This window comes from Serratia sp. 2880STDY5682894, assembly GCF_001537385.1.
Lineage (GTDB): Bacteria > Pseudomonadota > Gammaproteobacteria > Enterobacterales > Enterobacteriaceae > Serratia > Serratia nevei.
This window is the reverse complement of record NZ_FCJA01000003.1, coordinates 237,763-251,458: the sequence shown is the minus strand read 5'-3', so window position 1 is coordinate 251,458 and position 13,696 is coordinate 237,763. Positions and strand designations below refer to the sequence as shown.

16 protein-coding genes are annotated in these 13,696 nt (G+C 62.1%); 9 read left to right on the top strand and 7 right to left on the bottom strand.

The genetic code is table 11. The features are described 5' to 3' along the window. Nucleotide 1: 1 nt before the first annotated feature. Nucleotides 2-757: a molybdopterin-synthase adenylyltransferase MoeB gene (gene moeB, locus AWX27_RS09510; protein ID WP_060421377.1), complete on the top strand. Its 756-nt coding sequence runs from the start codon at nucleotides 2-4 to the stop codon at nucleotides 755-757. Nucleotides 758-808: 51 nt separating this feature from the next. Here the strand turns inward: moeB and AWX27_RS09505 are convergent, their stop codons facing one another. After that, entirely contained in the window at nucleotides 809-2,401 is a 1,593-nt protein-coding gene (locus tag AWX27_RS09505; protein WP_033637709.1) for an ABC-F family ATPase, read from the bottom strand. A 692-nt stretch (nucleotides 2,402-3,093) separates the two neighbouring features. Here AWX27_RS09505 and AWX27_RS09500 point away from each other — a divergent pair. Next, nucleotides 3,094-4,398, top strand: coding sequence for an MFS transporter (locus AWX27_RS09500; RefSeq protein ID WP_060421373.1), 1,305 nt, complete (start codon nucleotides 3,094-3,096; stop codon nucleotides 4,396-4,398). A 17-nt stretch (nucleotides 4,399-4,415) separates the two neighbouring features. On the opposite strand, the gene AWX27_RS09495 is transcribed toward AWX27_RS09500, so the two are convergent. Next, complete coding sequence (locus AWX27_RS09495; protein ID WP_060421370.1) at nucleotides 4,416-5,327, bottom strand: alpha/beta hydrolase family protein; 912 nt, start codon at nucleotides 5,325-5,327, stop codon at nucleotides 4,416-4,418. 91 nt (nucleotides 5,328-5,418) lie between these two features. Here AWX27_RS09495 and AWX27_RS09490 point away from each other — a divergent pair, with 91 nt between their 5' ends. Next, the gene (locus tag AWX27_RS09490) at nucleotides 5,419-5,850 is read left to right on the top strand and encodes a hypothetical protein (protein ID WP_033637706.1); all 432 of its coding nucleotides are present in this window, start codon (nucleotides 5,419-5,421) and stop codon (nucleotides 5,848-5,850) included. On the opposite strand, the gene cynR is transcribed toward AWX27_RS09490, so the two are convergent. Further along, complete coding sequence (cynR, locus tag AWX27_RS09485; RefSeq protein WP_060421369.1) at nucleotides 5,774-6,724, bottom strand: transcriptional regulator CynR; 951 nt, start codon at nucleotides 6,722-6,724, stop codon at nucleotides 5,774-5,776. The two genes, AWX27_RS09490 and cynR, sit on opposite strands and share 77 nt — an antisense overlap. A gap of 114 nt (nucleotides 6,725-6,838) precedes the next feature. On the opposite strand from cynR, the gene AWX27_RS09480 reads away from it, so the two are divergent. From AWX27_RS09480 to AWX27_RS09465, 4 genes are all read left to right on the top strand, one after another. Further along, entirely contained in the window at nucleotides 6,839-7,492 is a 654-nt protein-coding gene (locus AWX27_RS09480) for a carbonic anhydrase (RefSeq protein ID WP_048233124.1), read from the top strand. Between the two features lie 19 nt (nucleotides 7,493-7,511). Beyond that, entirely contained in the window at nucleotides 7,512-7,982 is a 471-nt protein-coding gene (cynS, locus tag AWX27_RS09475; RefSeq protein ID WP_060421366.1) for a cyanase, read from the top strand. Between the two features lie 233 nt (nucleotides 7,983-8,215). Further along, on the top strand, nucleotides 8,216-8,473 hold the full coding sequence (locus AWX27_RS09470; protein WP_060421362.1) for a YjhX family toxin: 258 nt from the start codon (nucleotides 8,216-8,218) through the stop codon (nucleotides 8,471-8,473). Between the two features lie 62 nt (nucleotides 8,474-8,535). Then, nucleotides 8,536-9,042 (top strand): GNAT family N-acetyltransferase, encoded by a 507-nt coding sequence (locus AWX27_RS09465; protein WP_060421359.1) that lies wholly within the window; start codon nucleotides 8,536-8,538, stop codon nucleotides 9,040-9,042. Nucleotides 9,043-9,074: 32 nt separating this feature from the next. Here AWX27_RS09465 and AWX27_RS09460 read toward each other — a convergent pair whose 3' ends face one another. After that, nucleotides 9,075-9,572 carry a P-loop nucleotide/nucleoside kinase family protein gene (locus AWX27_RS09460; RefSeq protein WP_060421348.1) on the bottom strand — a complete coding sequence of 166 codons (498 nt, stop codon included), beginning with the start codon at nucleotides 9,570-9,572 and terminating at the stop codon, nucleotides 9,075-9,077. 170 nt (nucleotides 9,573-9,742) lie between these two features. Continuing rightward, on the bottom strand, nucleotides 9,743-10,639 hold the full coding sequence (locus AWX27_RS09455) for a LysR family transcriptional regulator (protein ID WP_060421346.1): 897 nt from the start codon (nucleotides 10,637-10,639) through the stop codon (nucleotides 9,743-9,745). Nucleotides 10,640-10,771: 132 nt separating this feature from the next. Between AWX27_RS09455 and AWX27_RS09450 the strand changes: the two genes are divergently transcribed. Further along, nucleotides 10,772-11,503: an isochorismatase family protein gene (locus AWX27_RS09450; RefSeq protein WP_047572149.1), complete on the top strand. Its 732-nt coding sequence runs from the start codon at nucleotides 10,772-10,774 to the stop codon at nucleotides 11,501-11,503. Nucleotides 11,504-11,537: 34 nt separating this feature from the next. Here AWX27_RS09450 and AWX27_RS09445 read toward each other — a convergent pair whose 3' ends face one another. Together AWX27_RS09445 and AWX27_RS09440 are read right to left on the bottom strand one after the other, a co-directional pair. After that, complete coding sequence (locus tag AWX27_RS09445; RefSeq protein ID WP_060421344.1) at nucleotides 11,538-11,885, bottom strand: antibiotic biosynthesis monooxygenase family protein; 348 nt, start codon at nucleotides 11,883-11,885, stop codon at nucleotides 11,538-11,540. Between the two features lie 12 nt (nucleotides 11,886-11,897). Beyond that, nucleotides 11,898-12,917 carry a cytochrome P450 family protein gene (locus AWX27_RS09440; protein WP_060421343.1) on the bottom strand — a complete coding sequence of 340 codons (1,020 nt, stop codon included), beginning with the start codon at nucleotides 12,915-12,917 and terminating at the stop codon, nucleotides 11,898-11,900. Nucleotides 12,918-12,997: 80 nt separating this feature from the next. On the opposite strand from AWX27_RS09440, the gene AWX27_RS09435 reads away from it, so the two are divergent. Next, nucleotides 12,998-13,681, top strand: a complete 684-nt coding sequence (locus tag AWX27_RS09435; protein ID WP_060421342.1) for an ArsR/SmtB family transcription factor — start codon at nucleotides 12,998-13,000, stop codon at nucleotides 13,679-13,681. Nucleotides 13,682-13,696: the final 15 nt, after the last annotated feature.

Genomic DNA, 13,696 nt, shown 5'->3' with positions numbered 1-13,696 from the left:
CATGCTGCCGGAATTGACCGACGCCGAAGCGCTGCGCTACAACCGCCAGATCGTGCTGCGCGGCTTTGACTTCGACGGCCAGGAGAAGCTGAAGGCCGCCCGCGTGCTGATCGCCGGGCTGGGCGGGCTGGGCTGCGCCGCCGCGCCTTACCTGGCGGCGGCCGGCGTCGGCCATCTGGTACTGGTGGATTTCGACACCGTCTCGCTCTCCAACCTGCAGCGCCAAATCCTGCACCGCGACGATCGCATCGGCCAGAGCAAAGTCGCCTCCGCCAGGCAGGAACTGAGCGCCATTAATCCGCATATCCGCATCGACGCGATCAACGGCCGTTTGGAAGATGAGGCGATTGCGGCAGAGATCGCTGCCTGCGATCTGGTGCTGGACTGCACCGACAACGTGGCGGCGCGCGACGCCCTGAATCGCCTGTGCCACGCGCAGCAGAGGCCGCTGGTTTCCGGCGCGGCGATCCGTATGGAAGGCCAGCTCAGCGTGTTCACCTATCAGCCGGGCGAGCCCTGCTACCGCTGCCTGAGCCGGCTGTTCGGCGACAGCGCCCTCACCTGCGTTGAAGCGGGCGTGATGGCGCCGCTGGTCGGCACTATCGGCACCCTGCAGGCGATGGAAGCCATTAAGCTGCTGGCCGACTATGGTCAGCCGCTGCGCGGCAAGCTGTTGATGTTCGATGCGATGAGCATGCAGTTCCGCGAGATGAAACTGCCGAAGGATCCGCACTGCGAGGTGTGCGGCGGGGAATGACGGATAAAAAAAGGGCGGGATAATTCCCGCCCTGATGCGTTGCCGCGAGGGTTACACGATGCCCTGGCTGCGCAGATAGTCTTCGTAGTTGCCGGTAAAGTCGATCACCTTGTTCGGGGTGATTTCCAGAATGCGCGTCGCCAGCGAGCTGACGAACTCACGGTCGTGGGAGACGAAGATCAGCGTGCCTTCGTACATCTCCAGCGCCATGTTCAGCGATTCGATGGATTCCATATCCAGGTGGTTGGTCGGTTCGTCCATCACCAGAATATTTGGGCGCTGCATCATCAGCTTGCCGAACAGCATGCGGCCCTTCTCGCCACCGGACAGCACCTTCACTTTCTTCTTGATGTCGTCCTGGCTGAACAGCAAACGGCCCAGCACGCTGCGCACCGCCTGCTCGTCGTCTTTTTCCTGCTTCCACTGGCTCATCCAGTCGAACACGGTCAGAGTATCGTCGAACTCGTATTCGTGATCCTGCGCGTAGTAACCTATACGGGCGTTTTCCGACCACTTCACGGTGCCGCTGTCCGGCTGTGCGTCGCCCACCAGCGTTTTCAGCAGGGTGGTTTTACCGATGCCGTTGGCGCCCAGCACCGCAACCTTCTCACCCACTTCCACCATCAGGTTCAGCTTGCTGAACAGCGGGCCGTTGTCGAAGCCCTTGGTGAGCGCTTCCACTTCCAGCGCGTTACGGAACAGCTTCTTGTCCTGATCGAAACGGATGAACGGGTTCTGGCGGCTGGAGGCCTTCACTTCTTCCAGCTGGATCTTGTCGATCTGGCGGGCGCGCGAGGTGGCCTGCTTGGATTTGGAGGCGTTGGCGCTGAAGCGGCTGACGAACGATTGCAGCTCGTTGATCTGCGCCTTCTTCTTGGCGTTGTCGGCCAGCAGACGTTCACGCGCCTGGGTGGCGGCGGTCATGTATTCATCGTAGTTGCCCGGATAAACGCGCAGTTCGCCGTAGTCCAGATCCGCCATGTGGGTGCAGACCATGTTCAGGAAGTGACGGTCGTGCGAGATGATGATCATGGTGCTGTTGCGTTCGTTCAGCACCTGCTCCAGCCAGCGAATGGTATCGATGTCCAGGTTGTTCGTCGGTTCGTCGAGCAGCAGGATTTCCGGATCGGAGAACAGCGCCTGCGCCAGCAACACGCGCAGCTTCCAGCCCGGCGCGATTTCGCTCATCGGGCCGTAGTGCTGTTCCACCGGAATGCCGACGCCAAGCAGCAGTTCGCCGGCGCGCGCTTCGGCGGTGTAACCGTCCATCTCGCCGTAGGCGACTTCCAGATCGGCCACTTTATAGCCGTCTTCTTCGCTCATCTCCGCCATGGCGTAGATGCGATCGCGCTCTTCCTTCACCGCCCACAGCTCGGTGTGGCCCATGATCACGGTGTCCAGCACGCTGTATTGTTCGAAGGCAAACTGATCCTGACGCAGTTTACCCAGGCGCTCGTTCGGATCGAGGAACACGTTGCCGCCGGTCGGCGCCAAATCGCCGCCGAGGATTTTCATAAAGGTGGACTTGCCGCAGCCGTTGGCGCCGATCAGGCCGTAACGGTTGCCGCCGCCGAATTTAACAGAGATGTTTTCAAACAACGGCTTGCTGCCGAACTGCATGGTGATGTTGTTGGTGCTTAACACAGCGCTCGCTCTTTATACATAGGGAATGTGATTTGGCGCGCATTATGCCACAACGGGGTGCAGAGATCGCGGGAAGTTTTGGTGACATTTTGAGCGGCGCCGACGGATGAATCATACCTGCGTTGGATAATACCGATGAAAGTCACGGGGAGGCTTCGCTCAGCAAACCGTACAATAGCTCGAACAAATTCACAAAACATATTAATTATCGGTATTAATTAAAATAAAAAATGAAATACATTCTCGCCAGATACCGCACCAGGTAAGAATAAATCGCACCTGAATACCTCTTGAGAATCATTGATACAGTCAACACACTTCTATTTAATTCTATTTCTTGCCGACTATCGCCACATATTCTGCTATACGCGACATTTTGTGACCCCCTTCTTAAATGCCAGGATTTTTTCGATGATTAATGCGCTACAGCTCACTAAATCGGCACTAAATCACCTCACTGCCACACGTTATAAATTCAAAAAAAACATATAAATACAAAATCTTAAAAAAATCAAACCCGCGTTATCCCGTTAACCGCCCTCATATTGCACAGGGTTGTACATACAAGTATATGTAAAGGAGACGTTGCCATTCTGTTGCCGCTTCGGGCGGCGGTTATCGCCGTCCCGGATAATGCCACCACGGCCAGAAAATAATAACAACACACCGTCCACCTATCGCGAGAGATAACGATGAACACTGCTGAAAAAACCTTGCCCAAAAGCCAAACGGCAGAGAAAGGCGCGGTAAATTACAAAGTCATTGTCGGCGCCAGCCTGGGCAACGGCCTGGAGATTTTCGACTTCACCGTATACAGCTTCTTTGCCGCCATCATCGGCAAACTCTATTTTCCCAGCGACAGCGCCTACGGCTCTTTGTTGATGTCGGTGGCGGTGTTCGGCGTCGGCTTTATCATGCGCCCGCTGGGCAGCATGGTGCTGGGCGCCTATGCCGACCGGGTCGGCCGCAAGGCCGCCATGCTGATGACCATCGTGCTGATGGGCGTCGGCACCGCCCTGATTGCCTTCGCGCCAACCCATGCGCAAATCGGCGTTCTGGCGCCGGTGCTGATCGTAGTCGGTCGCCTGATTCAGGGCTTCGCCGCCGGCGGTGAAGTGGGCTCAGCGACCACGCTACTGCTGGAGTCCGCCGGGGCCAATCAGCGCGGCTTTTTCGTCAGTTGGCAGGCGATCAGCCAGGGCGTCAGCGCCCTGCTCGGCGCCTCTTGCGGGCTGGCGCTCACCTATTTTCTGTCGGAAGAGGCGCTGTATGCCTGGGGCTGGCGCGTGCCGTTCATCATCGGCCTGCTGATCATTCCGGTCGGCGTCTATATCCGTAAGCACCTGGAAGAGACCTACAGCGGCGAACAGCCGGATCGTGCGCGGGTACCGCTGAATCCGGTATGGGACCTGGTGAGCAACCATGCTAAAGACCTATTGCTGGGTGTGCTGGTCATCATGTCCGGCACCGTGATGGTTTATGTGGTGCTGCTTTACATGCCGACCTACATGATGCAGACCTACCGCATCGCCGGCCCGACCGCCTATCTGTTCAGTTGCATCGCCTCCGTGGTGCAAATCGTGGCGGTCTATTACGCCGGGCGCTATGTCGATCGGATCCAGAATTACAAAAGGCCGCTGCTGTTCTCGATCTTTGCGGCACTGATCCTGATTTACCCAACCTTCTGGTTCCTCAGCGCCACGCAAACCCTGTGGCTGGCGATCGTCTTCCGCATCCTGCTGATCGGCGCGCTGGGCATCAACATGCTGTCCAGCACCATGCTGATCGTCTCGGCGCTGCCGCGCCACGTGCGCGCCACCGGCACCTCGATGATCTACGCCTTCGGCGTGACGCTGTTCGGCGGCTCGGCGCAGCTGATCGTTACCTGGTTGCTGGATGTCAGCGACAACCCGCTGGCGCCGGCGTGGTACGTGACCGGCATGCTGACCGTCAGCCTGATAGCCACTCTGCTGTTCCGGGAGCGCCACACCGAGTAAGGCCCATGGGTGGCCGGTCAGCGCAGCTGCTTCTCCAGCCACGCGCGCATGTCCGCCACCACCCGCGCCATCTCGCTGGCGCCATTTTCACGCCGCATCACATGGTCCAATCCAGCGTAATTGACATAGGTAATGTTCGTTTTGCCGGCGGCCCGCAATTCGTCGATCATATTGTCGACCGCCCCCGGCGAAACGGCGCGATCCTGGTCGCCCTGCACGATCAGCACCGGCGTCTTGATGCTGCGCAGCGTGGCGAGCTGATCGATGTTCAGCATGCCATGCCACCAGGCATAGCCATGATCGCTGGCGTTCAGGGGGAACGGCGGCGCCGTCATCACCTGCTGCAAAAATGCGTTCAGCCCGGCCATCTCTTCCTTCGGCGCGCCGGCAGCGCTGTGGCGCACGTCGTCGATAAACCAGCGCCCGCCACCGCTGAACGCGAGGGTGGCATCAATCCGGCCCGAGGAGGCCGTCACCAGATTGGCGATCACCGCCCCTTCGCTGCCTCCCAGCACCGCGACCTTTTGATAGCCGTTGCGCGCAATCACCGCCTGCAGCACCTGGGTGACATCGCTCACCCGCCGCTGCGGCGTGTCATGCTGCACAAAAGCGTCCGGGCAATCCTGCCGCGGGACTTCTTCGCGGTACGGCAACCGGTCGTCGATGCCGTATTTCTCCACCGTCAGCAGGTCTGCGGCGGGTAACACCTGCCGCAACGGCGCCAGCAGGCGGATATGCCGCACGCTGTTGCAATCCGATCCTTGCAGGATCACCAACAGCGCCGCCGACGATTGCCCGGGCACCGCGGCGTCCAGATAGTAATGAATTCTCGAACCGTCTTCCCTGGGCAGCGTCAGCGCCGCAGGTTGCGCCATCGCCAGCCCGCTCCACAGCGCCAATGCGCTCAGCATACCCGACGCCAGTCTCATTACTTGCTCCTCTTCCCTGTTACGTTCGGTTAATTCGCCTTTTCTGGTCTACGCTTCATGCCAACCACTTTTCTGACAGGGAAGCGCTACCATGCCGCACCTCTATAACACCGCGCTGCTGATCGGCGCCGCGCTGAGCGCCATCGCCGCGCTGCTGCATATCTGGGTGATCGCCGCCGGGCCGCGCGGCTACCGGCTATGCGGCGCCGGCGATCGCTTCATTAAGGCGGCGGAAGCGGGTAAAAAGTTCCCGGCCGTCGTCACCGCCGGTATCGCGCTGGTGCTGTTTATTTGGTCGCTGTATGCGCTTTCCGGCGCGGGCCTGATCGCGCCGCTGCCGCTGCTGCGGCCCGCGCTGTTTATCATTACCTTCATCTACCTGCTGCGCGGCGTCGCCGGCCCCTTCGCCCTGCGCGATACCGGCCGCAGCCAGCGCTTTATCGTCGTCAGCTCGCTGATTTGCCTCGGCTTCGGGCTGGTGCATCTGCTGGGGATGACGCAGCGCTGGGGGGCGTTGGCGTAACGCCCTGTTCCTGCAAGACGGCAATAAACGCCTGCGCGGCGGCGCTGCGGTAAGCGCCTTTGCGCTGCAGCCACACCGCCTGCCGCACCGGCATGGCGTTGGCCAATGCCACTTTTTTCAACTGCCGGTTCTCGCGCGCAATGGCGGCCGGCAGCAGCGTGGCGAGCTGCCCGCGCCGCACGATCTCGACGATGGCGCCCAGCGCGTTGGCCTCCACCGCCACCTGCGGCCGAAATCCCAGCTGCGTGCAGTAGCGATCGATAAACTGCCGCGTGGCGAAGTCGCCGCTCAGCAAGGCCAGCGGCAGATGTTGCCACTCCGCCAGCGTCAGCGGCCGGCGATGAGACGCCAGGGGATGGTCGGCGCCGACCATCAGCTCCAGCGTCTCGCTGAACAACGCCGCCGCTTCCACCTCCGCCGACTGCGCCATCTCGAAGGCGATGCCCAGATCCAGCCTATCCTGCGCCAGCAGCGCCTCAATTCGCTCTTGCGCCATCTCCTCGATGCTCAGGGTAATCCCCGGGTAGCGGCGGTAGAACGCATCGATCGTCGGCCCCACCAGATAGGCGGTGAAGGTCGGCGTCATCGCCAGCCGCAAATGGCCGCGCGCCAGCGTCGCCACGTCATGGATCGCCCGCGCGCCGGCGTCCAGATCCTGCAGCGCCAGCCGCGCATAGCGCATCCACGCCTCACCGGCGTCGGTCAGGCGCACGGCTCTGCCGCTGCGATCGAACAGCGGCGCCCCCAGTGTGTCTTCCAGCTGCTTGATCTGTTGAGACAGCGTCGGTTGCGAGACGTGCAGCGCTTCGGCGGCGCGGGTGAAGTTGCCCTGTTCGGCAACGGCCAGAAAATAACGGATGTGTCGCAGCAGCATAGCGCCCCAGCTATTAGTAAAACCTATAGCTGGCATTATAAATGGGTCTTAGACCCTATAGCCAGAAGCGTTCATCATGCCGCCATCGCATAACGACACCCAATGGAGAAACGGATGAAAGAGGTGATTGAAGGCTTCCTGAAGTTCCAGCGCGAAGCCTTTGTTGAACGCACGGCGCTGTTTCAGCAGTTGGCGACCCGCCAAAACCCGCGCACCTTGTTTATCTCATGTTCCGACAGCCGCCTGGTGCCGGAGCTGGTCACCCAGCGCGAGCCGGGGGATCTGTTCGTGATCCGCAACGCCGGTAACATCGTGCCTTCTTTCGGCCCCGAACCCGGCGGGGTTACCGCCTCGGTCGAGTACGCCGTCGCCGCGCTGGGCGTGGAGGATATCGTGATCTGCGGCCATTCCGACTGCGGCGCGATGACCGCCATCGCCACCTGCCAGTGTCTGGAGCACCTGCCGACGGTCGCCGGCTGGCTGCGTTACGCCGATTCCGCGAAGGCGGTCAATCAGGCTTATCCGCACGCCTCCGACGAGGCCCGGGTCGCGTCGATGGTGCGCGAAAACGTCATCGCCCAGCTCAACAACATCAAAACGCACCCTTCCGTCGCCCTGGCGCTGGATCAGGGCCGCCTGACGCTGCACGGCTGGGTCTATGACATCGCCAGCGGCGCTATCGAAGCGCTGGACGGCGAAACCCGCCGCTTCGTGCCGCTCGCCACCCATCCCGACGTGACCGCCACCCCGGCGATCGCCCGTTTTTAAGCCAACAAAAGGAGCTAACATGACACACTCTCTGCATAACGCCGCCCCGCGCGAAGCGCTCACCGACACCATTATGGTCGCCAAGATCCGCCATAACCTGACTTTCGACGCGCTGGCCGAGGGCACCGGTCTCAGCCTGGCGTTCGTCACCGCCGCGCTGCTGGGGCAGCATGCGCTGCCGGAACCGGCGGCGCGCACGGTAGCGGCCAAGCTGGGGCTGGACGAAGAGGCGGTGCTGTTGCTGCAAACCATCCCGCTGCGCGGCAGCATTCCCGGCGGCGTGCCGACCGATCCGACCATTTATCGCTTCTATGAAATGCTGCAGGTTTACGGCTCCACGCTGAAAGCGCTGGTGCACGAGCAGTTCGGCGACGGCATCATCAGCGCCATCAACTTCAAGCTGGATATCAAAAAGGTCGCCGATCCGGACGGTGGCGAACGCGCAGTGATCACCCTGGACGGCAAATACCTGCCGACCAAGCCTTTCTGATTGGCCTTGTGCCGGCGGCCCGCGCCGCCGGCAAATTGACAGCCAACCGGCCATTGGCTACATTAACTGCGCTGAAACGCCGCCCTGGCGTTTTTCACTGCCCGAGGCCTGTATGTTGGAGATTGTAACCACCCGATAGTCGCTTCCTTGCCGTATGGCGAGGGACTCTGACGTATCCGACGCGCGTTTGCGCGGGGATGCGCGTATCTGGGGTTATTACAGGATCTCCCAACATGAACATTTCCAAAGCGGAACAACGCGTGCTGCACGTGTTGGCCAAAGGCGGCTATATCGCCTTCACCCGCAACGACGCCGGTCGCGTCACCCACGTCGAATGCTACACCCGCGAAGGGCTCGGCCTGGCCGACTGCTCACTGGCCGTCTTCACCAAACTCAAAAACAAACGCCTGATCCTCTCTCGCCAGGGGCGCCCTTATCGCGTCACCTTCGCCGGGCTCAAGGCCGTGCGTGCGCAGCTGGATAACCGTTAATCATCGATACCGGCCGGGCAGGTAGCCCGGTCGGCTCAGCCTTATTTAATCAGGATACAACCATGAACATCACTTTACGCCACGAAACGCCGGCCGACATCGCCGCCATCACCACCCTGACCGCCGCCGCGTTCCTGCATGCCGAACACAGCAGCCACACCGAGCAGTTTATCGTCAACGCGCTGCGTGCGGCAGGCGCTCTCACCCTGTCGCTGGTCGCTGAGCACAATGGCACACCGATCGGGCACGCGTCCGTCTCGCCGGTCATACTCAGCAACGGCACCGCCGGTTGGTACGGGCTGGCGCCGGTGTCGGTGCTGCCGGCCAGTCAGAGCCGGGGGATCGGCAGCCGGCTGATCCGCCAGCTATTGGCCGAGCTGCAGGAACGGCACGCCGCAGGCTGCGTGGTGCTGGGCGATCCGAACTATTACGGCCGTTTCGGCTTCCAGGCGCAGACCGCGCTGACCCTGCCGGGCGTGCCGCAAGACTACTTCCGCGCCATCGCCTTCCAGGGCGCGCTGCCGTGTGCGGAAGTCGCCTTCCACAACGCGTTTAACGCCGAATCCTAACCCTGTTGCCGGCGCCGTCATGGCGCCGGTTTTCAGTTCTGTTCGCCATAACGCAAAACGGTCATCCCTTCCTCTTCCGCCGGGGGAACAAAGTACTGTGCCAGGCGCTCAAACTCCGCTTCGTTCAGTGTAAACGGGTGCTCGCCACGCGCGTTTCTCAGCGTTATCCGGCTCAGGCACTGCGCATGGCTGACGTCGAGAAAATGCAGGCAGTGCGCGACGCCGGCCTCCTCCGCCAACGCTTTGGCCCAGCGCCGCCTGTCCGGCGTATTCATCGGGAAATCGAGCGCCACGGACCAGCCGCCGCGCAGCAGCTGAACGAGGTGCCCGCCCAGCGCCCGCCGTAACCGTTCGGAACAGCGCGCATAGTCTTGCAAGCTGGCCATCTCCTGTTCATACAGCGTCGCCAGCCACGCATCTTCGACCAGCAACAGCGTTTGCGGTTGCTGCGCCAAACGCTGCGCCAGCGTCGATTTGCCTGCGCCGGCCTTGCCGCACATCAGGTGTAAAACTGCAGGGTAGGTTTTCATGCCGTTCTCCGGTCGTTGCCGGAAGGGGATAAAAAAACCCGCCTTGCCGGCGGGTTTTTTATTGGCGACACACGCGCTATCCCACCACACGAAGCATGGTGATAATAATTTGCGCGAATGGGCGATAGGATCTTTTCATAACTAAGGAATATGACAACCGTGCGCCGTTGTCAATTCGCCGTCATCAATCCCTGTTCTCGCACAAACTCGGTGAATAAACTCACTTTCTGCTGCACATGCCGGCGCGTCGGGTAAACCGCGAAGACCTGATGCGCTTCGGCAATCTGTTCAGGGAACAGCCGCACCAGCCTGCCGGCGGCGATTTCGGGATCCGCCACGAACGACGGCAGCGAACCGATGCCCAGTCCCGCCACCAGCATGTCCCGCAGCATCAGGCTGTTGTTGGCGATCAACCGGGGAGTGAACGTCACGCTCAGGCTCTCCTCGCCGGCGGTGAACTGCAACTGCCCCGGCCTTTCCGCCAGGGAATAGGCCAGACAGCTGTGCCGCGGCAAGTCATTCGGCGTTTGCGGCACGCCGTGCTGCGCCAAATAGCCGGGTGCGGCGCAAATTCGCTGGTGCACTTCACCCAGTGCTCGGGCGCTGAGGGAAGAATCCGGCAGCCGTCGGCGAATGCGCAAGGAAATATCGAAACCGGCCGCCACCACGTCCAATACCCTGTCGTCCAGCGTCAGTTCCACCTGCAGCTGCGGGTAGCGTTGCATAAACGGCGGCAGCAGCGGCGACAGCACCGTCAGGCCGAACGAGAGCGGCGCATTGACCCGCAGCGTGCCGGAGACCTGCTGCGCACTGGCGGCAACCGTCTGCTCCAGCGCGTCGAACTCGCCGAGCAACCGACAGGCTTCCTGGTAATAGAGCTGCCCGGCTTCGGTCAGGCTCATGCTGCGGGTGGTGCGCACCAGCAACAGCGTACCCAACCGGCTCTCCAACTGCTTAATCTGCTTGCTCAACGCCGCCGGCGTGATCGCCAGATCCTCCGCCGCCTTATAAAAACTGTTGCGCTCAACCACGCGGCGAAAGGCGCGCATCGTCAGTAGCACGTCCACATTATGTCCTATTGGTTAATTATAAATTCAATAAAACACAGATTATTAACCTCAACAACCTCAGTAGACTTTATTCAACCGCTTCCCTGAGTGGGAAGTGAATTTAATCTACTGATAATCATGGAGTTAATAATGAAAAAGACCCTGTTCGCCCTGATGCTCGGCCTGAGCGCCGCCGCCGCCCCCGTCGCCGCGTTGGCGCAATCCCCCGCCGCCGACAGCCGCCAGGCGGGTTATGTGCAGCCGCTGACGGCCGAGAACAGTCTGCTGCTGCTGGTCGATCTGCAGGACATGTTCGGCATGACCATTTCCTCTATCGACCAAACCAACCTGGTGAATAACGCCACCGGTATCGCCAAGGCCGCCAAGGTGTTCAACGTGCCGACCATTCTGGCCTCGGCCAACGCCAAAAGCTTCGCCGGGCCGGTATTCCAGCCGGTGACGCAGGCACGCCCGGACCTGCAGGTGTACGATCGCACCGCCATCAACGTCTGGCAGGATCGGCGCGTGGTGGATCTGATCAAACAATCCGGCCGCAAGAAAATCATCATCGGCGGGCTGTGGACCGCCAGCTGCGTGATGCTGCCGGCGCTGTCCGCCCTGGGCGAGGGATATGAGGTTTATATTCTGTCGGACGTCACCGGCGACATTACGCCAGACAGCCAAAACAACGCCATGCAGCGCCTGATACAGGCGGGCGCCACGCCCATCAACTGGGTGGCGTTGATGCTGGAATGGCAGCAGGACTGGAGCCGCAAAGCCACGGCGGGAGGCGTATTGCAGATCGCCCGCGACCACGGCGCTGCCTGGGGGATGGGCGCCAGCTACGCCGGGGCGATGAAGGTGGGCAGCGAAGCGAAATAACGGACGAAGAAAGCCCGCCGCCGGCGGGCTTTCTTCAGGTGCGGTGATAGCCACGGCTATCCTGCGGCGCCTGATCGCGTTTCTCCAACCCGTAGTCCCGCACCACCTCCGCCACCCGCAGCCGATACTGCGCCAGCACCTCGCCACGGCCGCGCGCCTGCGCCGCCCGGTGCTGCTCGAGATTGCGCCACTGCTGCACCGCTGCCTCGTCGCGCCAGAAGGAGAGCGACAGCAGGCGCGCAGGATCGGCCAGGCTTTGAAAGCGCTCGATGGAAATGAATCCGTCGATCTGCGCCAGCAGCGGCTTCAGCTCTGCCGCCAGCGCCAGATAGGTATCACGCTGCCCGTCGGCGGCCTGCAGTTCAAAAATCACGGCGATCATTATCGTTTCCTCTCAACGGTAAAACTCAGGTACGCGTGCATTGTAGGAATGGCGCCACCGCACCGATTCCAACGCCCGCTCATCAATATTCAGCGAACACAGATGCGCCACGCCGCAGCGCGCGATAATCCTCGCCCAGCGTTCGCCCGGGCAGCGGTGTGCCCCTGCGCCGAAGGCCAGTTCGCCGTCGGTGCCGAGCAACAGCAAGACGGTCTGCCCCACGCGCAGCGTACAACCGGCAAGCTGCGTCTCGCGTAAGACGAAACGGCGCGTGTTTTGGATAGGTGGCGTCAGCGCCCGCACCCGATCCAGCGCGGTGTCCACTTCGCCGTTCTGCCGTGCCAGCAAATACGCCTGCCCGAGCCAGCCCGCCGTCGCCTCACAGGCCTGAAACAGCAGGCCGAGCGCATTGGCCGACACAAGCCGGGCGTCGCCGATCTCCCGCACCAGGGCCTGGCGCAGCACGCCATTCCCCGTCGCCAGCCGGGCACAGAGCCGCTGCGCCGCCGCAATGCCGCGTGCCAGCTGCTGCTGCGTGCCGCCGGGCGCGATACAGCGGACAAAGTCCAGGCTGTCGTCGATAAGATGTTGCCACTGCGCTTCAGGCGCGCCCAACAATGCGCCGAGGGTGCAGACCGGCAACCCGTAGTTAAAGCGGGTGATCGCCGCCGCCTCGGGGGCCTTTGACGCTAACCGCGCCGCGCACAGTGCCGCGGTTTGCTGAATCAGAGTATCGTCGCAGGAAGCTAACGCCCGCTGCAGCGCCGCCTTAAGCGTGCGATGCTCCTCGCCGTCGCGCATTCGCGCCAGCCCGGCGAAAAGCGGCGCCATCGGCGTCTCCAGCAAGGCCGCCGGCACCGGCTCATCGGCCGGCCGCACGCCGAGATCGGCATTGAGCAGCGCTTCCCTCACCCACTGCGGCGTAGTGGCCACCCAACATTGCCATGCGCTATCCCAGCTCAGGGGCGGCAAGGCGCGATAGTGCATCTGCGGCTCGGCGGCGAGCGCGGCGGCATAAGGACATACGGACATGGTTTTCTCCCTCGGTACCAGATGGCGATAACCACAGGCTAGCGCTGGACGCGCAGTCATACTTCGCCTAACCTCGAAGTATGCATAACATCGACATAGAAGATCGTTTAGCGGCGTTGAGCGCCGCCATCGCCGACCGCACCCGGGCACGCATGCTGTGCCTGTTGATGGATGGGCGCGCCTACACCGCCACCGAGCTCAGCGCGGCGGTCGAGGTCGCCCCGTCCACCGCCAGCGCGCATCTGGCGAAACTGCTGGAGCAGCGGCTGATCGCCTGCGTCAAACAGGGGCGCTATCGCTATTTCCGGCTGGCCGGTCAGCCGGTGGCCGAAGCGCTGGAAGGCCTGATGGCGCTGGCGGGCGTACCGCGCCCGTCGGTGAAAAGCAGCACGCCCACCACGCTGCAATATGCCCGCACCTGCTACGACCACATGGCGGGCGAGGTGGCGGTGAAGCTGCACGATCGGCTGCATGCGCTGAACTGGCTGAGCGGTGAGGAAGACTACCGGTTAAGCGACGTCGGTCAGGCCGCGCTGGCGCGGCTGGGCGTCGATTGCTCCCCCGCCCCCACCCGCCGCCGCTTCGCCTGCGGCTGCCTGGACTGGAGCGAACGCCGATCTCACCTCGGTGGCGCACTGGGCGCCGCGCTGCTGGCCGCCTTTATTCAACGCGGCTGGATCGTCCGCCGGCTCGACAGCCGCGAGCTGCAGCTGACTCCCGCCGGTAAAAAAGCGCTGGCCGCACATTTTGAGCTCACGGTGTAACCCGGCGGCGGGGTA